19 protein-coding genes are annotated in these 21,788 nt (G+C 44.6%); 3 read left to right on the forward strand and 16 right to left on the reverse strand.

Annotated elements, in window-relative coordinates:
• Positions 1-10 precede the first annotated feature (10 nt).
• Both HW988_RS18925 and HW988_RS18930 read right to left on the reverse strand, forming a co-directional pair.
• The gene (locus tag HW988_RS18925) at positions 11-1,168 is read right to left on the reverse strand and encodes a complex I subunit 1 family protein (protein WP_181605665.1); all 1,158 of its coding nucleotides are present in this window, start codon (positions 1,166-1,168) and stop codon (positions 11-13) included.
• 3 nt (positions 1,169-1,171) lie between these two features.
• Positions 1,172-1,540 carry an NADH-quinone oxidoreductase subunit A gene (locus HW988_RS18930; RefSeq protein WP_088615994.1) on the reverse strand — a complete coding sequence of 123 codons (369 nt, stop codon included), beginning with the start codon at positions 1,538-1,540 and terminating at the stop codon, positions 1,172-1,174.
• 119 nt (positions 1,541-1,659) lie between these two features.
• Between HW988_RS18930 and mfd the strand changes: the two genes are divergently transcribed.
• Positions 1,660-5,181, forward strand: coding sequence for a transcription-repair coupling factor (gene mfd / locus HW988_RS18935; RefSeq protein WP_181605666.1), 3,522 nt, complete (start codon positions 1,660-1,662; stop codon positions 5,179-5,181).
• On the opposite strand, the gene HW988_RS18940 is transcribed toward mfd, so the two are convergent.
• A complete protein-coding gene (locus HW988_RS18940; RefSeq protein ID WP_181605667.1) occupies positions 5,178-5,945 on the reverse strand; it encodes a hypothetical protein in 768 nt (255 codons plus the stop codon). The two genes, mfd and HW988_RS18940, sit on opposite strands and share 4 nt — an antisense overlap.
• Before the next feature lie 88 nt (positions 5,946-6,033).
• Here HW988_RS18940 and HW988_RS18945 point away from each other — a divergent pair, with 88 nt between their 5' ends.
• Positions 6,034-7,689, forward strand: a complete 1,656-nt coding sequence (locus tag HW988_RS18945) for a glycoside hydrolase family 3 protein (protein ID WP_255490124.1) — start codon at positions 6,034-6,036, stop codon at positions 7,687-7,689.
• Here the strand turns inward: HW988_RS18945 and HW988_RS18950 are convergent.
• From HW988_RS18950 to HW988_RS19010, 13 genes are all read right to left on the reverse strand, one after another.
• Positions 7,686-9,266 carry an exonuclease domain-containing protein gene (locus HW988_RS18950; protein ID WP_181605669.1) on the reverse strand — a complete coding sequence of 527 codons (1,581 nt, stop codon included), beginning with the start codon at positions 9,264-9,266 and terminating at the stop codon, positions 7,686-7,688. The genes HW988_RS18945 and HW988_RS18950 overlap by 4 nt on opposite strands.
• Entirely contained in the window at positions 9,263-11,677 is a 2,415-nt protein-coding gene (locus HW988_RS18955) for an ATP-dependent DNA helicase (RefSeq protein ID WP_181605670.1), read from the reverse strand. The genes HW988_RS18950 and HW988_RS18955 overlap by 4 nt, the downstream gene beginning before the upstream one ends.
• A gap of 17 nt (positions 11,678-11,694) precedes the next feature.
• Positions 11,695-12,795, reverse strand: a complete 1,101-nt coding sequence (locus tag HW988_RS18960) for a PA0069 family radical SAM protein (protein WP_181605671.1) — start codon at positions 12,793-12,795, stop codon at positions 11,695-11,697.
• Positions 12,796-12,895: 100 nt separating this feature from the next.
• Positions 12,896-13,312 carry an ATP synthase F1 subunit epsilon gene (gene atpC, locus HW988_RS18965; protein ID WP_142702017.1) on the reverse strand — a complete coding sequence of 139 codons (417 nt, stop codon included), beginning with the start codon at positions 13,310-13,312 and terminating at the stop codon, positions 12,896-12,898.
• A 61-nt stretch (positions 13,313-13,373) separates the two neighbouring features.
• On the reverse strand, positions 13,374-14,780 hold the full coding sequence (gene atpD, locus HW988_RS18970; protein ID WP_142702018.1) for a F0F1 ATP synthase subunit beta: 1,407 nt from the start codon (positions 14,778-14,780) through the stop codon (positions 13,374-13,376).
• Positions 14,781-14,791: 11 nt separating this feature from the next.
• Complete coding sequence (gene atpG, locus HW988_RS18975) at positions 14,792-15,679, reverse strand: ATP synthase F1 subunit gamma (protein ID WP_181605672.1); 888 nt, start codon at positions 15,677-15,679, stop codon at positions 14,792-14,794.
• Positions 15,680-15,691: 12 nt separating this feature from the next.
• Entirely contained in the window at positions 15,692-17,215 is a 1,524-nt protein-coding gene (gene atpA, locus HW988_RS18980) for a F0F1 ATP synthase subunit alpha (protein WP_142702020.1), read from the reverse strand.
• A 2-nt stretch (positions 17,216-17,217) separates the two neighbouring features.
• Positions 17,218-17,766 carry an ATP synthase F1 subunit delta gene (atpH, locus tag HW988_RS18985; protein WP_142702021.1) on the reverse strand — a complete coding sequence of 183 codons (549 nt, stop codon included), beginning with the start codon at positions 17,764-17,766 and terminating at the stop codon, positions 17,218-17,220.
• Complete coding sequence (locus tag HW988_RS18990; protein WP_142702022.1) at positions 17,763-18,332, reverse strand: ATP synthase F0 subunit B; 570 nt, start codon at positions 18,330-18,332, stop codon at positions 17,763-17,765. The genes atpH and HW988_RS18990 overlap by 4 nt, the downstream gene beginning before the upstream one ends.
• Positions 18,333-18,345: 13 nt before the next feature.
• Complete coding sequence (locus tag HW988_RS18995) at positions 18,346-18,780, reverse strand: ATP synthase F0 subunit B (protein ID WP_181605673.1); 435 nt, start codon at positions 18,778-18,780, stop codon at positions 18,346-18,348.
• A gap of 111 nt (positions 18,781-18,891) precedes the next feature.
• Positions 18,892-19,257, reverse strand: coding sequence for a polymer-forming cytoskeletal protein (locus HW988_RS19000; protein WP_142702024.1), 366 nt, complete (start codon positions 19,255-19,257; stop codon positions 18,892-18,894).
• Positions 19,248-20,279: a ParB/RepB/Spo0J family partition protein gene (locus tag HW988_RS19005; protein ID WP_142702025.1), complete on the reverse strand. Its 1,032-nt coding sequence runs from the start codon at positions 20,277-20,279 to the stop codon at positions 19,248-19,250. Before HW988_RS19005 ends, HW988_RS19000 begins: the two co-directional genes overlap by 10 nt.
• Positions 20,272-21,102, reverse strand: a complete 831-nt coding sequence (locus HW988_RS19010; protein WP_142702026.1) for a ParA family protein — start codon at positions 21,100-21,102, stop codon at positions 20,272-20,274. The genes HW988_RS19005 and HW988_RS19010 overlap by 8 nt, the downstream gene beginning before the upstream one ends.
• Before the next feature lie 128 nt (positions 21,103-21,230).
• On the opposite strand from HW988_RS19010, the gene HW988_RS19015 reads away from it, so the two are divergent.
• The gene (locus HW988_RS19015; RefSeq protein WP_181605674.1) at positions 21,231-21,773 is read left to right on the forward strand and encodes a hypothetical protein; all 543 of its coding nucleotides are present in this window, start codon (positions 21,231-21,233) and stop codon (positions 21,771-21,773) included.
• Positions 21,774-21,788 lie beyond the last annotated feature (15 nt).

The raw sequence follows: 21,788 nt of genomic DNA on the forward strand, positions 1-21,788 counted from the left end.
TTTTAGCTCCTTACAATGATGCCGCGTAAATCACGAAAGCCGTGATGATGGTGTTAGCCAATGCCCAAGGAAGCATAGTTTTCCAACCAAGATCCATCAATTGGTCGTAACGGAAACGTGGCAAAGTCCAACGAACCCAGATAAATGCCCACAAGAATAGGAAGAATTTTACGTTGAAAACAAGGAAGTGAATCAACGCCACCAAAGCCGAAGCCCAGTTAGCATTCGAAGTCACAGTCATTGCCCATTCGCGAACCTGCTCAACAGTTACATACGGAATCCCGTAACCACCGAAGAAGAAGATCGCCATCAAACCAGAAGCGATCATCATGTGACCGTACTCGCCGATAAAGAACATGTTGAATTTAAAGCCGCCGTACTCTGTATGGAATCCGGCAACCAATTCAGACTCGCCCTCTGCCAAGTCGAAGGGCAAACGGTTGGATTCTGCGAACGTCGCTGTGAAGAACAAAAGCGCGCCCAAAGGTTGGAAGAAAATACCCCAGTTTGGAAGATACTGAGATGTGATCGTGTGACCCATGAATTGGAAGTGCAATGGACCTTGTTGCGCCAAAGTCATATCGCCCAAGTGGAAAGTTCCGTACATCATGATCACACCAACGATGGAAAGGCCCAAAGCCAATTCGTAAGAAATCGTTTGTGCGGAAGCACGAAGAGCACCCATCAAAGAGTACTTATTTCCTGAACCCCAACCTGCCATCAACATCGTGTAAGCAGCCAGAGAAGAAACACCCAAGATGAACACGATGCCAACACCGATGTCATAACCTTGAACCAAGAAAGTGTATGGTCCCCAAGTTTGACCGAACAATTCGAATGTCCCAACGGAAATTGGAGTCGACATTGGAATTGCCGAGAACGCCACCGCGCCCGGAATCAACGCGAATACCGGAGCCGCATAGTACAACAATGGTTTTGCAGTTGAAGGAACGAAAGCTTCTTTCGTTAAGAACTTCACGGCATCGGCCAACAATTGCATCAATCCCAAAGGACCAACACGATTCGGACCAAGACGATTTTGAATGAAAGCAGAACCACGACGCTCAACCCAAACAAGGATCGGCACGAGTTGCACCATCATCAAAAAGATAACAACGAGCTTAAGCCCGTTGACGATAATTTCGAATGAATCTTTACCCATTCCCATTGATTAATCCCATTCCAATGCTTTTGATTTAACTTCCCAGAACAAACCGAAAATGAAAACGGCCAAGAAGAAGATCATAGATCCAAATACAAATGCACCCTGGCCTGAAGCGATGAAATCACGGAATGATGTCGCCCACGGGTACATGAAGATGATTTCAATATCGAAAAGAATGAAGAGAATTGCTGTGAGATAAAACTTCACAGAAACTTTCGTATCTTTTTTATCTAGCGAAGGGAGACCACACTCGTAGGGCTCGTACTTAACCGGATGATAATGGACTTTTCCACCTGTCTTAATTGAAAGCCAGACCAGAAAACTGCCAAATAGCGCAATAAAAATGACGATGAAAATGATTCCACCGAGTGCCACAAACCCTCCAAAGTTGTCGTTATTATTTGGATTTCAATTAGTTATATATGTGGTGCCCCTGAAATCCAAGAAATATGAATGGAAACAAGGCGATAACCATGGCAACATGAGCGCACAAAATGAAAGCCGAAATGACTCATACAAGGCTCGAATCGATACTTGATCGCGCCTTCGAAACAACCCGCGGAAAAATCCAAGTGACCGGAGCTTCTTCTCCGCTCGCGCTCGCTTTCTTTTTGTCTCAGACTTACTCTAAAAAAATCAACGGCTTGCCGCACCTGGTTGTGGTTGGCAGTCAGGCAGAAGCGCTGAAATTACAGCAACTCTTGCAGTTCTTTGACCCGCTTCGTCAGAGCACAATTCTTCCAGCATTCGACGTTTCCGCGTACTCCGGTCTTTATCCGAACACCAGATCTGCAGCGGATCGCGTGCGCTTTCTGGCTAAGGCTCAAGCAGCAAAGGCTGGAGAAATCTTCATCGCATCTCCTGACGCGCTGACTCAGAAAACTATTCCGGTCAAAATTCTTAAGGAAAACTCGCGAAATTTGTCAGTTGGCGATGAGTTGCCAGAAGACATCGCCGATTATTTGAATTCTTTGGGATATGTTTCCGCACCCATGGTTGAAGACAAGGGTCAGTATGCTTTGCGTGGAGGTATCGTTGATATCTTTCCACCAAGTGAAGACACACCTGTGCGTTTGGATTTGTTCGGTGATCAGGTTGGAACTCTTCGCCACTTTAGCATCGATGATCAGCGCAGTTCAGATGAAATCAAATCTTTCGTTCTGACACCGGCCCGTGAAATTTTGTTCCGCGATGAAACCCACGAAAGACTTTTACAAAGAGTGCGCGCGAATATCGATGATCGACCGGTTGAAAAAGCTGAAGCCGATGAAATGCTGCGCTCACTTGTTTTGAAAAACTCTTTCCCGGGGATTGAGTTTTTACTTCCGTATTTTTATGGAGAGCCCGCAAATCCTGTGGATCACTTTCCCGGTCCGGTAAATGTCTGGTTCTTAGATCCGGTTGAAATCTCCCGCAGCGCCGATGAAAACATGGCCGAACTTAAAGCAGACTATGCGACAAGCTCAAGCCACGTGATTCGGCCTGAAATGGATTTGCTGTTTCAAAATTTTGAAACTATCACCTATCCCGAAAACAGCCGTCAGATTTATTTCTCAACTCTTGAGTACTTGGATGCCGACAACGCCGCCGAAGCTCATGTTGAGTATCGCACATCTTTGACTCAGGATTTTTCAAATCTTTCCAATTCAAATCCCGTTGGTTCTGAATTGTGGCTCCAGGCCGCGACGAACAAGCTTCATAAGTGGCGAGATGACGGCTACCGCATTTTCGTCAGCACCAAGAATCAATCCCACATTGATCGTCTGTCATTGATATTTGAAAAACTGGAGCTGAAAGCCGTACGTGGTGGGCAAGACGAGTATAAATGGGATACGTGGCTGCAAGAACAAGATGCAGATAAGCACCTTGTTCACATCGTAAGCCGCTATTTATCTGACAGCTTAAGACTTGATGAAGAGCGCGTGATCTTTTTGCGCGATGAAGATTTTTACGGCAAGAAAATGCGCAGTCGTGAATCCACGGCTGCTCAAGACTTCCAAAAGCAGGCTAAGCGCCTGGCTTTTGGTGATTTAAAACCGGGTGATCTGGTTGTTCACGTTAAACACGGTGTTGGGATCTATGAAGGTCTTAAGATCATGGCAATTGGTGGAGTGGAATCTGAATTCATTCAAGTCGGCTTTAAAGATAAAGATAAACTTTATCTGCCTGTTTACCGCGTGGGACAATTGCAAAAATTCTCCGGAGCTGGCGCCACCACTGTTTTAGATAAGCTGGGCGGAACTGCCTGGGAAAAAACCAAAGCCAAAGTTAAATCCCATGTTCGCGATATTGCCGCCGATTTGTTGGCTCTTTATGCGAAGCGCGCCGAGATGCACCGCCCACCGTTTGATTTCAAAGAAAACGAAATTCAACTTTTCGAAAATGGTTTTCCTTACGAAGAAACCAATGATCAGTTGCGTGCCATCAACGATATCCTGAGCGACTTAAAATCCACGAAACCTATGGACCGCTTGGTCTGCGGCGATGTTGGATTTGGTAAAACAGAAGTCGCAATGCGCGCGGCTTTCTTTGCTGTGCAGGCTCGTCGCCAGGTCGCGATTCTTGCGCCGACAACCGTTCTAACTTTTCAGCACTTTGAAACATTTAAAAAACGCTTTGAAGGTTGGCCTGTTGATATTCGCGTTCTGAATAGATTCGTGACGCCGGCAGAAACTAAAAAAACAATTCAAGATATTAAAGACGGTAAAGTCGATATCATTGTGGGAACTCACAAGCTTCTGGGAAGCTCCATTGGCTTTAAGGACCTGGGGCTTTTAATTATCGATGAAGAGCAAAAGTTCGGCGTTACTCACAAAGAGAAAATCAAAAAAATAAAAACCAGCGTCGATACTCTCACTTTGTCGGCAACACCGATTCCACGAACTTTAAATATGGCACTGGTTGGGATTCGTGATCTAAGCCTTATCAACACCGCACCAGTGGATCGTCTGCCGACTCGTACTTTTGTCACCAAGTTTGATGAAGAAACTATTCGCAAGGCAATTACCGCAGAGATTTCTCGCGGTGGCCAGGTTTACTTTATTCACAATCGTATCGAATCCATCTATGGGTTGGCTGACGAAATCAGAAGCATTGTCCCCGAGGCACGTATAAAAGTCGCCCACGGTCAGATGGAAGAGCACGAGCTTGAAAAAGCGATGCTTTCTTTCTTCCATCACGAAATTGACGTTCTAATTTGTACGGCAATCGTGGAATCCGGAATGGATGTACCACGCGCGAATACAATGTTCATTGATTCTGCTCACATGTTTGGTTTATCTCAGCTTTATCAATTACGCGGTCGCGTGGGTCGTTCGAAAACCCGCGCCTATTGCTATTTAATGATGCCGCGAAATCGTAAGCTCGATAAAGAACAGCAAGAGCGCTTAAAGATCATTCAGGAAAACACCGCTCTGGGCAGTGGTATTAAGATCGCCCAGTATGATTTAGAACTTCGCGGTTCCGGCAATATTCTGGGCGAAGAACAATCCGGCCACGTAAACTCCGTCGGTTATGAACTATACATGGATCTTTTGAATGAAGCCTTGGCAGAAGCTAAGGGCGAAAAAGTTGAAGACATGGAGCTTGATCCTGAAATCAATCTTAAGATCCCAGCTTTGATTCCTGATGCCTACATTAAAGATATTCGTATCCGTTTGGGATACTATAAAGCACTTGCGGAAATTACTTCGAACGAGGATCTGGATAGAATTGAAGAAGAATTGCGCGATCAATTCGGACCGATCCCTGATCAAACCTTGAATCTGATGGGTTTGATGCTTATTCGTCGTCAGTGTAAAGAGCTTGGGGTTCGCGATATCAGCGCTGGCGTTACTTCGATTTCTTTGGTGTTCACAGAAAAAACCAAGTTAGATCCAACACGTGTGATTCAGTTGGCGATGAGGGAAGCGAAAAAGTATTCAATTACTCCCGACAATCGCCTGAATATTAAAATGGCAAATATCTCGTGGTCAGCAGTTCACGAGGAAATGGAAAGACTTTTAAGTCTGATTTAGAATTCCATGCGCAGGCCAACGCCCCAAATCGGATCGGATTCCATATTGGCGTCTTCGTCGCCGCCGGAAGCCAGGTATTGAGTCATAAAGACATCGATGAACGTATTTTCAAGACCATAGTTAAAGGTCGCATTTTTTGCGGCATCATAGTCCATCCAATCCAACTGCAACAACAAACCAAATGTATATGCATAACCCATCGGCGGACTTTCACTGACCGAGTTTGTCGTCGATTTATCTGTAAGACCCATCTGATACATCGACATGCCTACGTAAGGAGCCACATATGGCTCCTTCAAAAGATTATCCAGCGTGAACTTCAAAGTTCCCATGTACTTCGTGATTTCCAAAGTACGTTTGTCTCCGCTTCTGTCGTCTTCGATGCTGCCCATACCTGCAGAAACACCTAAAGCTAAAGATCCCAATGCAAAGTTGTATTTATAATCCAACGATAGATTGAAAATCGGGATCGCTTCGCCATTGAAAAGCTCCTGATAAGTTTTCCCATCGTTTAAGGAAACAAAGCTGCTGGGAACATAGTTTTCGTATTCCAGACCGAAATAAATGCCATGGGTTTCGCGACGGGATTTATAGTCCGCAAGGTTGTCCTGGCGTACGTGAAGTTCCACTAGTGAATCAGGACTATAGACCTCAACAAGACCCTCTTCTTCGGGTGTTGCGGCCGATGCAAACGAAGTCATGAGTACTAACACCAGCGACACCAGTGCTTTGATTTGGATTATAGGACTAAGGTGCAATTTCATGCTGTAACTCAAATCTTGTCTATTCCCACTCGAGGCGAATGATATTCTAAGACCTATGAGTAAGTATATCAGGGAAATCTTCAGAATTTTGAGTAATACTCTTTTGTTTTTTGCATTTCCCGCCCTTGTTCTAGCTCAAGGCAATGCAGCCCCCAGTAAAAGCCTTGATGAAATCATCGATCTTAAAATTTCCCAAATGAGTCTTCAGGAAAAAGTAGGACAATTGTTTATCGTAGGTTTTCCCTACACTAAGACCAATAGAGACCTGGAAAAATTCATTACCGATTATAAACCCGGCGCCTTCCTGCTATTTAAAAGAAATATCGTTTCTCTTGAACAGGTTAAGAAATTAAACGAAGACCTTTACAAAATTTCTTACCAATCGACAAAACTTCCGCCCCTTATAGCAATTGATCAAGAAGGCGGAGCCGTTTCCCGGTTGCCCATTCAACCAAGTCCCCCGAATGCCTTAGCAATTGGCCAAACCCAATCGTCTGAACTTTCTGAAGAGATGGGTTATCAAACGGGACTATTCCTGCGCGAGGTGGGATTTAACATGAACCTTGCGCCGGTGCTGGATATCGCAGATCCCTACAGCACAAGCTTTATCGGTGTCCGGTCTTTTGGTTCTGATCCGAACCTAGTGAAAGAAATTGGTACAGCCTACGCCAAAGGATTGTTGCGCTCTAAAGTTATTCCAACCGCAAAACATTTTCCAGGCACGGGCAACATCAAGGCAGATCCCCACAGTACTGTTGTGAATAATGCCGCCTCTGAAAATGATCTAAAAAAGAAAGACCTTGTGCCTTTTGAGGGCTACTCGTCACTAGGTACGAACGTCGCGGTGATGTTATCGCATTCGATCTATCCAGCACTTGATCCAAAACGTGTGCCTGCAAGTTTTTCCTCAAAGATATCCACAGAACTTTTGCGAAATGATTTGAAATACAAGGGCCTAGTCGTCACAGATGATTTGCAAATGAAAGGTTCTAAAGAAGTATTGCGCACCGATCTTGCCGCCCTCAAGGCCCTGTTGGCTGGGGCCGACATTGTGATGATGACTTGGTCTGTTCCCGATCAAGAACGCGCCATGAAGACTGTTAAGTTGGCTGTGGAAGATGGCAGATTCCCGATCGATTCTTTAAATCAAAAGCTTCACCGAATTCTGGTCACAAAAGCCTTCGCAAATATTTATCGTCGCGATCCAAATCTCCCATCATTAATGGCCGGAGGAACACTAAGCTCGCAAGACTATGTGGAGCTTGAGGATAAAGTTTTAACTGAAAATATTAAAACTAACTTGCTGACTAAAACTCTGCCGGAAGCCCGCGCCAATACGCGCACTCCAGCAGCTGCAGCCGGTAAAGTCTGCGCGTATTCGCCATCAAAAGAGTTTTTAGATAGCTTTAAATCAGCATCTCAAGAAACAGTGATTACCAAACAGCTTTTTGGAACTTCGAAAGTTTCTGACGTCACGACGGTTAACAAATCCTCCCGGTGCAACATTGTATTGATGGCGGTGACAGGTCCCAAAACCGCACGTCTATTACAGATGCTTCCCGTTGAGATTAAGAAGAGCGCTGTTGTGGTTAACTTAGGTTCACCTGGATTGGTTCCCAAAGAACATGGGTATCGCAAGTTAATCCAACTTTACTTCAATCATAAAGATTCGGGAAAAAAGGTTGCAGAACATTTTCTAGAAATTCTAAGTTCCGAATCTGAAAATTTTGCCTGGAATCACTAACGATAGTGAATTTCGACTTCACCTTCTTGGGTGCGTATCTTGCCAAGTTCCATCAAAAGAACACTCATTCGGTCATAGGTATCAATGTTAAGCCCATTCCAAAGTGAAATCTTTGGAATGCGGTCGGGTTTTGCTTCTGGGACAATATATCCTCCGCGCACCTTTACTTGGTACGGGATTTCCTGTTCAGATGTCGCTGGCATATAAGAAATGTCAGCGTTCAAAATTTTGGTAAGGGCTTTTGCGCGAGCATAGGTGCGTCCCGCGCGCATGATATGTCTTTCAATCTTATCAGCAATATCAACCGCTGTAAGTTCAATCAACTCGTCAACTTCGTCTGCGGATAATTCTTGATCAGTCGTTTCAGTTGCTTCGTTTTCATGCTCTTCTTCATCATCCAGCAAGTCGTATTGGCGATTCCACCACAGACCCAAAGCCAACATACTTCGAACTGACTTGAAGATCTCTGGATCAAACGAATTGCGCTCGCAAAACAATTTAAAACCTTCTTCGACCAAGGCTGCATCGATTGGTTCATAAAATACATTGTCATGAAACTTACCATTCACCAGGCATTCTCGAAGATTACGAATAGAATCAAATACAAGGCTGCTTGAAAAAGGGCCGATGTTGAATTCTTCGTTTTGCTCGAAATCGATCTCAGTCATCTCGCGATTAAAAAACACCACATTGCGATGGCCCGCCTTCAGCGAAATATTATATCTGGGATCCCATTTTTTGATTTCATCGGTTTCAAGTAAAGCTGCTTCCAGCGGGCTTCCGCATACCGTCACGCGCAGATCATAAACCTGCGTCAGCATTTCTAGTTTGCGCGAATCGCGATTTTTCTGACCACGGAAGTAACTATTTACACGATCTTTAAGAGAAGTCGCCTTACCGACATACAAGATCTCATCCCATTTGCTGATCATGCGATAAACACCCGGTTGATCTGGCAAGGTCAGACGTTTATCTTTATTCAATGGGTATTCGTATTTGGTCTTTTTTACTTTAGGCGTAACTTTTAGCCACTCTTGCAGCTGTTCCCATGTCTCGATATCAATCTTTAAAAGCTCCGCCACCAAGCTTGTCCAAATCGCTTGAGTAGCAGCTGTTTGTTGTGCAGCTCTTTTTAAATCTTGGGTGGGATAGCCGAAGTATCCAGCCAACCCCTTAATTCCCCGAGTCGGTAAATTAGGGAAAAGTCTTTTTGCGATTTCATGAGTGCAAATAATTTCAAAAGGAAACTCTTTGCCGAATTGTGCGTATTGATGGGTTAAGAATGGCTTTTCAAACTGGGCAAAATGAATAACACAATGATGATTTGCAAACTTTTCTTCTAAGGCAGAAAACACAGCGTCTGCAGGAATTGCCCCTTCCATATCGTCATTGAAAATCCCTGTGATCATTTGAATGCGATAAGGAATTTTTTCGTCATTCGGAAGTTTAATCAGACTGGCTTCCGTGCTGCCATCGGCAGAGGTCCACGCCACTTCTAATATAGCAGCACCACTTTCGGGTTTTGCTCCCGTGGTCTGCAGATCAAAAAAGAACAGTGGCAATTCAGTTAACTTCACGCTTCGACTTTACCCTCAGAAAATTCAAGGCTCTTCCAGAAATCCGTCACATCAGAAATGATTTTTCCAGAGACTAATTCCTGGGCGCCCTGCTCAAACCAGCCCTGGGGCATGGTTTCCGAGTACGTTGTCTCTAAAAATCTGGAATCCATCAAGACGATAATTCCCTTGTCATTTTCAGAGCGAATTACGCGGCCCGCGGATTGAATTGTCTTCGCCATGGCGGGATAGACATACGTGTAATTAAACGCCTGCCCCTTATCATAGGAACGCTCGTAATACTGGCGAATTTGTTCGCGCTCAAAGTCAAAATTAGGCAGTGCCGGCCCAACAACGAAAGCACCAATCAGCATATCACCGGGGAAATCCACACCTTCTGAAAAGATTCCGCCCTGAACTGCCATAAGCAATGTGGGCTTATCCGCACTCTTCATAAAAGACAGGAAATCATCCACCCGCGCAGCTTTCATTTCTCTTTGTTGAACTAATCTTTGATAGGAACCGTCTCGGAGATGTCCTTCGACATCTTTCATAAACTCGAAGCTCGGGAAGAGTGCAATATAGTTCCCGGGCTTTACCGCCATTATCTTTTCCATGGCTTGCGCAATCTTTGGCGCGTTCATCGGGCGATCTTTAAACTTCGTCGAGATTTGCGGAATTAGTAGAATCTTGCGATGCTCTTTCGGGAATGGAGAAACGAATTCGAGACATTTAGTCGTGATTTCATCAAAACCTAAAAGCTTCATGGAATAAGTAAACGGCTTTAGCGTCGCAGAGAATGCGACAACATTTTTAAATGATTTGTAAATTTCATTTAGGTGCCTTGAGGCATCACAACAAGTCACCTTCAGGGTCTCGTTGATTTCACCATAGAGGCGATTCTTTTGGTACGTCTGAAAAAATTCCGGGCCCTGGAGTTCGAGTGCTTGTGCAAAGTCACTCCACATATTTGCCAGACGCAAAACTCCGTCTTGCGTTTGAATCTCGATGTCGGCTTCCAGATATTCGCCCAAGAACTCACGCATTCTGGATTCAAGTTCAAAGACAGGATCAAAATCAATAACCACTGTCCGAGATTCACCACGGTAGGTTTCAATCAGTTCAATCGCTTCTTCGCAAAGCATCTGTGCCCGCTTTTGAAAGCGAATGTTGATTTTTCCTAGTGACGGAATGATGTTCTGCAAATCCCGCGTTGAAATCGCCGGCGAAAAATAATCTTGAGCCCGCGCCGGCAAGTTATGAGCTTCATCGATCACCAGATTTGCTTTTTGGGTAGGCTCCATTAAAGGCAGCTCTAAGCGTCCTAATAGGCTTCGTGTTGAAAAAACATAGTTATAGTCAGCGATGACCACGTCTGCTCTTTCAATCGCCTCTAAAGACAATTCAAAAGGGCACACTTGGTACTGCTCACCCAATTCCTGTAGTTTTGCCTGGCTTAACGAACGAAGCTTCGTAACTTTGTTAACCAGATCGTTTTCTGCCAGTTTTTTGTAATAGTCCTTAGCAAATTCACAATACTGTGGATTACACAAAGGTTCAGCCTTAAAGCACATCTTACTTTTCGCGGTGATCGTCAGCGGTCTGATCGATGCTCCCTGGTCCTGCAGTTTTTCAACCGCTTCTTCGGCAACCTGATGCTGGGAATTCTTTGGTGTTACATAGATCACCTTTTGTCCACGCGCTAAAGAGTCCTTTAGGGAAGGATACAAAACACCTATTGTCTTACCCAAGCCTGTCGGAGCCTGAATAACCATCGATTTTTCCTCGATGAATCCCAACTGAATATTTTCAATCAGCTCTGTCTGGCCAGGGCGTGGTGAAGTAAACGGAAACTTCAGATCCTCTGCAGCGGCCACGCGCTTTTTAAATAGCTTTTCGCGGATCTTGGTCTCTTCAGTGAGTTCCGCCAAGCGCAGCGCCAACCATGATTCGTAATCTTCGATGTCCAATTCAAAATAGATCTCGGACTGTTTAAAGTTTCGCGATGAGACTAAAAGCATTTTAAGCTCTGGAATTTCACCCGTTTGCTTATACAAAATGTAGCCGTATGTGCGCAGTTGCCACACATAGGGATGATTATCATCCATCGTAAGCTTGTGTTCCAATGACTCAACATCGAACGCAGACTTGATTTCTTCAACTTGAAAGCTTGAGCCCTCAATTACACCGTCCGCGCGTCCGGAGATAACAAACAAGTACTGATCGCGCTCAAATTCGATAGAAAGTTTCTTCTCGGCTTCGTAACCGGGAATCTCGCGAATTCTTTTTCTTTGAATGTTCTGATGAATCTCTTGTCCCAGGCGAGGGGTTTGTCCGTATCCGGAATGAGCTTCGATACTGCCCACCCGAGGACATGGCAAGGCAAACTGGCGCAGATCAATTTGAATTTTGCGTAAGTTCTTTTTTGCCATGGTCTCTCTTATATAAACTAATCCAAATTAAAACTAAGTTGCGCTTTTGCTGCAATTTCCTCTGGCGTCGGAGGCCTTTGAAAATGTTCCGCTGATAATCTCCAATCTTTACGATTCAGATTGTATTTGCGGCTGTATACTTCAAACACCTGAGCCAACTGTTCAGCTCGCGGGCCTGTGCCCGTCATACGATTGGCAAAATCAGAGTTATACATTTTGCCATCTCGAACATTCTTTACGGCCTCAATCACCTTGCTCTTACGCAAAGGACGATGCACATCCAACCACTCTTCAAACAACGGAGCAACCGCATGGGGCAATCGCAACATTGTATAACCCGCCGAGCTGGCTCCCGCGTCGGCAGCAGCCTTTAATATCGCGGGTACTTCGTGATCGGTTAAACCCAAGATCACCGGAGCAACATTCACTCCAACAGGAATTCCCGCTTTTGCCAATTCTTCAATCGATCGCAAACGCGCTGCAGGTCTTGATGTGCGGGGTTCCAATGATGCAATCAAGTCCGCATCTAGTGATGTGATTGAAATGGTAACAACGACTCCCTGATACTTTGCCATCTCCTGCAAAATATCTATATCGCGTGTCACCAGATGATTCTTGGTAATGATCGCTCCGGGATTTTTAAACCTATTTAAAACTTCCAAACATCCTCGAGTGAGTTTGTATTCTCTCTCTAATGGTTGGTAGCAATCCGTCACTCCACTCATGACAATCACCTGGGGCTGCCATGATTTTTTCATCAGCGCCTCTTCCAGAAGCCCTGGCGCGTTTTCCTTCACCATGATCTTAGATTCAAAGTCCAATCCCGCCGACATTCCCAGATATTCATGCGTTGGACGAGCGTAGCAATAGATACACCCATGCTCACACCCACGATAAGGATTTACGGAATAAGTGAATCCGATATCTGGACTGTCGTTTTTGGTCAAAACAGCGCGTGACGAATCCTTCAGAACTTGCGTCTGCAAACGAGGTTTCTCGTCTTCTAGATAATTATCAAAATCCTGCGGCTCGGCTTCGAAATGGAGGGAATCAAAACGATTCGGAATATTACTGCTAGCGCCTCTACCCCGGATATCTTTGCGAAATTCTCGGGTCATGGGCGGAGTATCGCACACATGCTACAAAAAACAAAAGGCCCAAGTATGAACTTGAGCCTTTCTTAATTTTATCTTTCGATAAGAACTATTTTTTGCCTGCTTATTTTTTAGCGACGTTTTCAGCCACTTCAATTTTCGCTCTTGCGCGAGTCCACTCTTTTTGGAACTCAGTCCAATCAGCATCTGTAATAACTTCGTCAAGGACGTGTTTTTCAGACTTAGCAAGGTACTCTTTAGTTGCAACAAGATCGATTTCTTCTGGCAAGTCAGCGATGTTCGCTAGAACATTCACGCCTTCAGGGGATACTTGGCAATAACCCCAGCTGATAACAGCTTGGTTTTGCTTTTCTTGACCCTTAAGTCTCCACTTCATCACACCAACACCTAGTGTAGTGATTAGAGGCGCGTGACCAGGAAGAATATTAAGTTCTCCTTTAAAACCAGGTACAGTTACTTCTTCAACCTCTTGGTTTACTAGAAGACGACGCTCTGGAGTCACGATTGTCAGTTTAAACATAAATCACCTTTTCTAAAAGCGACCCTCTCAGGCCGCCTTATGAAAGCGAAGTCCTTTCAGACTACGCTTGCAACTTCTTAGCTTTTTCGATTGCGTCTTCGATTGTACCAACAAGGTAGAATGCTTGTTCTGGAAGAGCATCGTGTTTACCATCAAGGATTTCGCGGAAGCCACGAACAGTATCTTTGATATCAACATATTTCCCTGGCAAGCCAGTGAACTGCTCAGCAACGAAGAACGGTTGAGACAAGAAACGTTGGATTTTACGAGAACGAGATACAACAAGTTTATCTGCTTCAGACAACTCGTCCATACCAAGGATCGCGATGATATCTTGTAGCTCACGGTTACGTTGCAACAATGCTTGAACGTCACGAGCGCATTTGTAGTGCTCTTCACCGATAACAGCTGGATCCAAAAGACGTGATGTAGACGTCAATGGGTGAACCGCTGGGAAGATCGCCATAGCTGCGATATCACGGTCAAGATTCGTTGTCGCATCCAAGTGAGTAAATGTAGTCGCTGGAGCTGGATCCGTATAGTCATCGGCAGGTACGTATACCGCTTGAACTGAAGTGATCGAACCTTTTTTAGTGGAAGTGATACGCTCTTGAAGAGTACCCATCTCAGTTGCCAATGTTGGTTGGTAACCTACCGCTGAAGGGATACGACCCAACAACGCAGATACTTCAGCACCCGCTTGAGTAAAGCGGAAGATGTTATCAACGAAGAAAAGAACGTCTTGGTTTTCAACGTCACGGAAGTACTCAGCTACAGTCAAACCAGTCAAAGCAACACGCGCACGTGCTCCTGGCGGCTCATTCATTTGACCGAAAACCAGAGAAGTCTTAGCCAATACGCCAGACTGTTTCATCTCTTGCCACAAGTCATTACCTTCACGAGTACGCTCACCCACGCCGGCGAATACAGAGAAACCACCGTGCTCAGTAGCGATGTTACGGATAAGTTCTTGGATAAGAACTGTTTTACCCACGCCCGCACCACCGAACAAACCGATCTTACCACCCTTAGCGTAAGGTGCTAGCAAGTCTACGACTTTGATACCAGTCATCAACATTGCTGCAGATGTAGCTTGGTCTTCGAATTTAGGAGCAGTTCTGTGGATACCCCATTGTTCTTTTGCGTTTACAGGGCCCATTTCGTCGATTGGTTCACCAACTACGTTGATGATACGACCCAAAGCTTCGCGACCAACTGGTGCTGTGATTTGTGTGCCCAATGCTTTAACTTTTTCACCACGAACCAAACCTTCAGTTTGGTCCATAGAGATAGTTCTTACAACGCCGTCACCCAAGTGCTGAGCAACTTCAAGAACTAGGTTGTATTCAGCGTCAGAGATAAATTTATTTGATACACGAAGAGCAGAATTGATTGCAGGAAGTTCTCCGCCTTCGAATTCTACGTCCACTACGGGACCCATAACTTGTTTTACTTTACCGAATGCCATTATTCAGCTCCCTATCCTTTAAGCGCTTCAGCGCCCGATACGATTTCGATCAATTCTGTAGTAATTTTTTCTTGTCTCAATTTGTTGTACGTCAGAGTGAGTTTGTTAATCATCTCTTTCGCGTTGTTTGTCGCGTTTTCCATCGCGCTCATACGAGCACCATGTTCACCCGCAACAGACTCGGACATACATCTGTAAACCTGAAGGTCGAAATGCTTTTCAAGCAACTCTTTAATGATTTGCTCTGGAGCTGGTTCGAAGATCATGTCGACAGCAAAGTTCGATGCAGCCTCAGCTTCTGTGTTGAAAGTCGTCAATCCAAGATCAATTGGAAGAAGAGTTTCAGCCGTAACAACTTGAGAGATTGCAGATTGAAACTCGTTATGGATGATACGAACTTCATCGTATGCACCTTCGAGGTAATCATTCATCACGCGATTCGCAACTTTGGAAGCCAATTCATAAGAGATGTCTTTATCAAGCTTCGTGATGTAATCAACCGGCTTAATGCCTCTTCTGGCGAAGTAGTCATGACCACGACGACCGATGAAAAGGAAATCAATCTTCTCAAGATTTGCTTTGTTGTTGTTGTAATAAGCCTCAGTGAATTTATTGATATTGCTGTTGAAAGCGCCGCAAAGGCCGCGATCAGAAGTGATAACAACAAGCAAAACATTCTTTACTTGTTCTTTCTTCTCCATCAACGGGTGCGTAACTTTGTTAGTCACAGCGATATCCGCAATCACCTTACGCAAAGTAAGAGCATAAGGACGCATATTAACGATGTTATTCTGCGCCTTTCTCAACTTTGCAGCAGACACGAGCTTCATGGCTTTCGTGATCTGCTGGGTGTTTTTAGTGGACTCAATCTGAGCCCGGATATCCTTCAAGCTTGCCATTTAAGCACCAAATTACTTGTTAGAAGGTTGGAAGATAGCTTTGAACTCTTCAAGAGCTGCCAACAACGCTTTTTTAGTGTCGTCTGCAATCGCTTTCTTCTCAGTGATAGTTTTGATGATGTCCGCGTGCTTGTTTTTCAAGAACTCGATCATCTCTTTTTCGTATCTCTTAACGTCTGTCTCTGGATAGATATCCACGAACGCGTTACCAGCTGCGAAGATCATGATGATTTGTTCTTCAACTTTTACTGGAGAGTACTGAGGTTGTTTCAAAACTTCGATCAAACGACGACCACGTGCCAACTGTTGTTGAGACGCTTTATCCAAGTCAGAAGCGAACGCTGCGAAAGCTTCCATTGAACGGAACTGAGCAAGTTCAAGTTTCAAAGAACCCGCAACTTGTTTCATCGCTTTAATTTGAGCGGCACCACCCACACGAGAAACTGATTTACCTACAGAGATGGCTGGACGCACACCTTTATAGAATAGATCTGACTCAAGGAAGATCTGACCGTCAGTGATAGAGATAACGTTTGTCGGGATGTATGCAGAGATATCGCCCGCTTGTGTCTCGATGATTGGCAATGCAGTCAAAGAACCGCCGCCTTTATCTGCAGACAATTTAGAAGCACGCTCAAGAAGACGGCTATGGCAATAGAACACGTCACCTGGGTAAGCTTCACGTCCTGGAGGACGACGAAGAAGAAGAGACAATTGACGGTAAGCTTGAGCTTGTTTCGTCAAGTCATCATATACGATAAGAGCATGTCTGCCAGTATCACGGAAGTATTCCGCCATCGCTGTACCAGAGTATGCAGCAAGGTATTGAAGTGGAGCTGGGTCAGATGCATTCGCCGCGATAACAGTCGTGTACTCAAGAGCACCAGCTGCGCGAAGTTTTTCAACAACTAGAGCAACTGTAGATTGTTTTTGACCGATAGCTACGTAGAAGCATTGAACGTTTTGACCTTTTTGGTTGATGATAGTGTCAACCGCGATAGTCGTTTTACCAGTTTGACGGTCACCGATGATCAATTCACGTTGACCACGACCGATTGGTACAAGGGCGTCGATTGCTTTAATACCAGTTTGAAGAGGTTCCTCAACCGGGTGACGGTAAACGATACCAGGGGCTTTAGTTTCAACGATACGTGAGTGAGGCGTGTTGATAGGGCCACGACCGTCAATCGCATTACCTAGGGCGTCTACAACGCGACCGAGAAGTGCTTCACCAACTGGAACGGAAACGATTTTTTTAGTTCTTTTAACAGTGTCGCCTTCTTTGATTTGGCGATCTTCACCGAACAAAACGGTACCAACGTGACCTTCTTCAAGGTTCAATACCATTCCGTAAACTTCACCTGGGAACTCAACTAGCTCACCAGCCATTGCGTTTTCAAGACCGTAGATACGAGCAACGCCGTCCCCTACTGAAAGAACGCTACCTGTTTCACTTACTTCAATCTTTTTGTTGTATTGATTGATTTGCTCTTTGAGAACGCGACTGATCTCGTCGGCACGGATTTGTGTTTCCATTTTTAGTTGGCTCTCCTGTTTAATTCTTCATTAATTTTTTTAAGATGTGTTTCGATGCTGTCGTCAAAAGTCCATCCACCAACTTGGGCTACAGCGCCACCCAAAAGTTTAGGATCCTGTTGGTAAGTAAGAACGATTTTCTTACCAAGCGTTTTGCTTACTTTAGACTCAAGTTCTTTTTGTGCGTCAGCAGACAATGGTTGTGCTGAACGAACAGTTCCGCGAGTAACACCCTCTTCAATATCAAGGTATTCGCGGTATGCAATAGCAACTTCGGAAACAAGTTGGATACGGCCTTTTTCAGCCATCAATACCAGTGTGTTCACTACTTCTTCAGAAGTGCCTTTACCCTCAAGAGCGCCTTTAACAGCTGCTACCTTTTGAGTTGCAGATACTACGGGATTTTTAAAAAACGCAGAAACTGCTGCATCCTTTTCAAATGCATCCGCAGCCGCTTGCAATTCAGCGTATACCTTCGTGTGAACGCCTTTTTGCTTAGCTACAGCAAGAAGAGCTTTCGCATATCTTCTGGATACTTCGTTTACTTTCATCGACTAACCTCGATGTGATTGATGAATTCGTTTTGTAGTTTCTGTTGGTCAGAAGCACCGATGTCTTTTGTCAAAACCATGCGTGCCGCCTCAACTGAATCTGCCAACAATTGTTGGCGTAATTCTTTTTGAGCGCGTTGAGTTTCAAGCTTAGCCGTCAACTCTGCTTCGTCTTTGATACGTTTAGAAACTTGGGCTGCCTCGTCGATGATTTGGTTTTTCAAATCATTCGCATGAGCCTGTGCTTTCGCCAATTGCTCTTGGTGAGTGCTTTGCAAGTTTGCAAGTTTGTTTTTGATATCTACAAATTCACGCTCCGCTTGTTCGCGTGCGAATGCAGATTTTTGAGCGGCTTCAAGATAGGCTGCTTTTCTGCCACCAAAAAAAGATACAATTGAATCTTTCGTGAAATAGATCAAACCACCGATAAGGATGGCGATGTTGATCGCTTGAAAGATTACTGATTTAGGAATTTCAACAGCGTGATGACCACCACCGTGTTCAGCCGCAGAGGCGAAAACGATCGCAGGCGCCAGGATGATAAGAAGGTTTACAAGAACTTTCATTTTCTTCTCTCTCTTATTTGCCCAACAATTTGGATGTGATTGCAAGAGCAACAGTTTGTGTTTGAGCTTTCAATTCTTTTGAAGCTGACTCTACTGCTGCAGTGATTTTTGATCTGTTTGAAGTGATGTGTTGGTCCGCCTCTGCACGAGACTTAGCAACTACAGATTCATACTGTTTGTTAGCCTCTGATTTAGAAGCATCAACAATATTTTTGATTTCAAGATTTAGAGCACGCATTTTTGTTTCGTACTCAGAGTGAAGCTCAACTGATTTCGCTTGGTATTCCAAAGCCAAATCTTCGCCACCCTTAGTTTTGTTTTGTCTTTCTTCAAGTGCATGAGCATATGGAGTGAAAACAAATTTTGTTAAGAATAACAAAGCAATCGCAAAGAACACGAACTGGATGCCGGCTGTAGCGTTGATGCCTAATTGTCCAAAAATATCCATTTTATTGAAATCCCTGTTTTTTTGAACCTCGGAAGTAGCATTTCAAGCCAGAAAAGGTCAAGGTCAAAAACCTATTGAGAATTTAGGCTGCGCTAATGAAAACAGGGGTGCTTAAGACTTGGGCATATAGGACGCACCCTCGAAAACCACGCCCTCGTCGATACGCAAACTTGGAGATGTTACGGTACCTTTGAAGATTGCGGGTGGGTGCATAATAACTCGGCGGCGGGCAAAGAGATTCCCCTCAACCCGGCCACTGATAATAATAGTATCGGCTTCAACTTGGGCTGCCACGGAGGCACCCTCATTAATAACGATGGTATCTTTCGTAAAGATTTCCCCTTTAAAATCACCGCCAATTTGCACGGTGCCTTCAAAGCTGAGCTTTCCTTCGAAATGTGTACCCTGATCAAGGATTGCCGTCACATGACCTGAAAGTACGTCTTCTTGGAAAGTTTGTGGGATATTTACTGCCATCCTTCTTTCAGCCTATCTACTAAATTTGTTAGTTCATCATCGGAATAGAAGTGAATGCTAATTTTACCTTTAGCACCGGAATAATCAATGTTCACTTTTGTGCCCATGATTTTCTGAAGCTCATCACTTAATCCGTTGATCAATCGTTGGGTCACATTGGAATCGAAAGTTGGAACTTCCAATTCGTCAGCTGTTCCCTTAACGATAGCTTGAACCATTTTTTCCAATTTACGAACTGCGATCTTGTCGTTCACGACCTTTTTCGCCATTTCGATTTGTTTTTTTGGTTCTGGCAAAGAAAGAAGTACTTTTGCATGACCCACAGAAAGGTCATTGGCAGAAATCATATCTTTTACTTCGTTTGGCAAAGCTAGCAAACGAACTGCGTTCGCAACAGTAGCACGATCACGACCCACTTTTTCAGCCACTTGTTGTTGAGACAATTTGAACTCTGTGATCAGGCGAGAATATCCTTCTGCCTCTTCAATTGGGTTCAAATCTTCACGTTGAATATTCTCAACAATTGCTAACTCAAGTGCCTGCTTGTCGTCATAAGACTTTAGAATAACGGGGACTTCATGTAACCCAGCAAGCTGAGAAGCTCTCCAGCGACGCTCACCCGCTACGATTTCCAGTTTTCCAGAAGTCGTTCTGCGAGCCACGATTGGCTGAAGAATTCCGTTCTCTTTAATAGACTGAGCAAGCTCCTGAAGAGGCTCTTTTTCAAAAGTTGTACGAGGCTGATATTTGCCTGGAGACAACTTGTCGATTGCGACCTTCCAAATTTTGCTTTCTGGATCCACGGGAGGGGCAACAGTAGCAGCAACATTGACGGAAGGCGCACCAGCAGCTGTCGCCGCAGGTGAAACAGTCGTTGAATTCGCCGGCGCAGCTTTTACGGGAGGGGCTGATGCCGCAGGCGCATTCATTAAATCATTATTAGCAGGTCCACCCAAAAGAGAACCCAGGCCACGGCCTAAGCCTCTCTTTTTGTTTGAGGATTCTACAGCAGTATCAGACATTTACTTCCCCTTCATAGGCGTTCGTGTTTGCAACCTGGCTCGCTTCTGTTTGCTTCGGAACTGATCTTGCGATCACTTCGTGGGCTAATTCCAGATAGCGAACGGAACCGATTGATTTGCTGTCGTACTCAAGGATGGATTGACCATGGCTCGGCGCTTCGCTGAGTCGCACGTTTCTTGGAATAATTGCGTTAAATACTTTTTCACCAAAGTGTTCTTTGATTTGAGTAACAACTTGATGACTCAAGTTATTGCGCACATCAAACATCGTTAGAACGATACCTTCAATATGCAACGAAGGATTTAGGCTCTTCTTGATTAGTCCTGCAGTATTCAAAAGCTGACTCAAACCTTCCAATGCATAGTATTCACATTGAAGAGGCACAAGGAAGCTGTCTGCAGAATTTAGAGCATTCAGAGTAATCAAACCCAAAGACGGAGGACAATCGATGATAACAAAATCGTACTGATCAGCCACGATGGATACTGCTTGCTTCAAGCGGTATTCACGATGCGGCATGTCTACAAGTTCAATCTCGGCACCGACCAAGTCAGGATTAGCCGTACAAATTTTTAGATTTGGATTTGATGTTGGATGAGTAGCCTCAGTCAGTGTTTTTTCACCGATGAGTACGTGGTATGAGTTAGCATCTTGAGTATCATATCGTTTAATACCCAAACCGCTGGAAGCATTCCCTTGAGGATCCATATCGATCAACAAAACACGCTTACCAAGAGTAGCCAACGCTGAAGAGAGATTCACAGACGTCGTTGTCTTACCTACTCCGCCCTTTTGATTAGCTATACAGATAGTTTTAGCCATCATTTCCTCCTTGATAATCAAAATTCGTATTTTTTACACACATGTGCAACTATAAAGACTAGTTTTTCGCACCTCGCCTTAGGTTTTTCTGCATTTTTGCCGATGTTCCACGTGGAACAATACCAATTATGAAGTTTATCACCGCCATTCTTCTTATTCTGACTCTCACTGCCTGCAGTAAGCCGGATCCAAATCCCGAGCTTAAAGATCCTATTTATTCTGATCTACAAGCACAAGTTGGGGCCGCTACGGCGGCACTCGAGGCAGAGAAAAAGAAACTCGAGGGTTTTGAGAAGGAAAAAATGGAAGTAGTTCCTCAGACTGGGCAAATTAAGTACGCCAATAAACGTATTTATGAATCCCAAGCCGCTATCACCCGACTCGAGCAACAAGTGGAGTATTTGAAACTTAAAGTCGAACAACGTGCTAGAACTGCGCAAGCGGCCTATAAAAAGGCATATGCAAACAAGCAGGAATGGCCCGATCCTAAAGAGTGGTCCTCATATCAGGCCGAACAGAAGCTTAGAAATGCCAAAAGAAGCTGGGACGTAAAAGCACGCATGAGAGATGCGGGAGTTACGATAGATACTGGCTTAGGACACGGAGAAGGAGCTGCGGGTGGCGAAGGTCACGGCGGCGGAGAGAAAAAGGCTGAAGGCGGCGGACATTAGAGAATGTTCCACGTG

This window comes from Bdellovibrio sp. KM01, from assembly GCF_013752535.1.
Lineage (GTDB): Bacteria > Bdellovibrionota > Bdellovibrionia > Bdellovibrionales > Bdellovibrionaceae > Bdellovibrio.

What these genes read in the sequence shown, in the direction of transcription:
- atpA (WP_142702020.1), bottom strand. Translation starts at nt 17,215, where the DNA reads ATGGAAACACAAATCCGTGCCGACGAGATCAGTCGCGTTCTCAAAGAG.
- atpD (WP_142702018.1), bottom strand. Translation starts at nt 14,780, where the DNA reads ATGGCATTCGGTAAAGTAAAACAAGTTATGGGTCCCGTAGTGGACGTA.
- atpG (WP_181605672.1), bottom strand. Translation starts at nt 15,679, where the DNA reads ATGGCAAGCTTGAAGGATATCCGGGCTCAGATTGAGTCCACTAAAAAC.
- HW988_RS19015 (WP_181605674.1), top strand. Translation starts at nt 21,231, where the DNA reads ATGAAGTTTATCACCGCCATTCTTCTTATTCTGACTCTCACTGCCTGC.
- HW988_RS18940 (WP_181605667.1), bottom strand. Translation starts at nt 5,945, where the DNA reads ATGAAATTGCACCTTAGTCCTATAATCCAAATCAAAGCACTGGTGTCG.
- mfd (WP_181605666.1), top strand. Translation starts at nt 1,660, where the DNA reads ATGAAAGCCGAAATGACTCATACAAGGCTCGAATCGATACTTGATCGC.
- atpC (WP_142702017.1), bottom strand. Translation starts at nt 13,312, where the DNA reads ATGTTTAAACTGACAATCGTGACTCCAGAGCGTCGTCTTCTAGTAAAC.
- HW988_RS18995 (WP_181605673.1), bottom strand. Translation starts at nt 18,780, where the DNA reads ATGGATATTTTTGGACAATTAGGCATCAACGCTACAGCCGGCATCCAG.
- atpH (WP_142702021.1), bottom strand. Translation starts at nt 17,766, where the DNA reads ATGAAAGTAAACGAAGTATCCAGAAGATATGCGAAAGCTCTTCTTGCT.
- HW988_RS19005 (WP_142702025.1), bottom strand. Translation starts at nt 20,279, where the DNA reads ATGTCTGATACTGCTGTAGAATCCTCAAACAAAAAGAGAGGCTTAGGC.
- HW988_RS18955 (WP_181605670.1), bottom strand. Translation starts at nt 11,677, where the DNA reads ATGGCAAAAAAGAACTTACGCAAAATTCAAATTGATCTGCGCCAGTTT.
- HW988_RS18925 (WP_181605665.1), bottom strand. Translation starts at nt 1,168, where the DNA reads ATGGGAATGGGTAAAGATTCATTCGAAATTATCGTCAACGGGCTTAAG.
- HW988_RS19000 (WP_142702024.1), bottom strand. Translation starts at nt 19,257, where the DNA reads ATGGCAGTAAATATCCCACAAACTTTCCAAGAAGACGTACTTTCAGGT.
- HW988_RS18990 (WP_142702022.1), bottom strand. Translation starts at nt 18,332, where the DNA reads ATGAAAGTTCTTGTAAACCTTCTTATCATCCTGGCGCCTGCGATCGTT.
- HW988_RS19010 (WP_142702026.1), bottom strand. Translation starts at nt 21,102, where the DNA reads ATGGCTAAAACTATCTGTATAGCTAATCAAAAGGGCGGAGTAGGTAAG.
- HW988_RS18960 (WP_181605671.1), bottom strand. Translation starts at nt 12,795, where the DNA reads ATGACCCGAGAATTTCGCAAAGATATCCGGGGTAGAGGCGCTAGCAGT.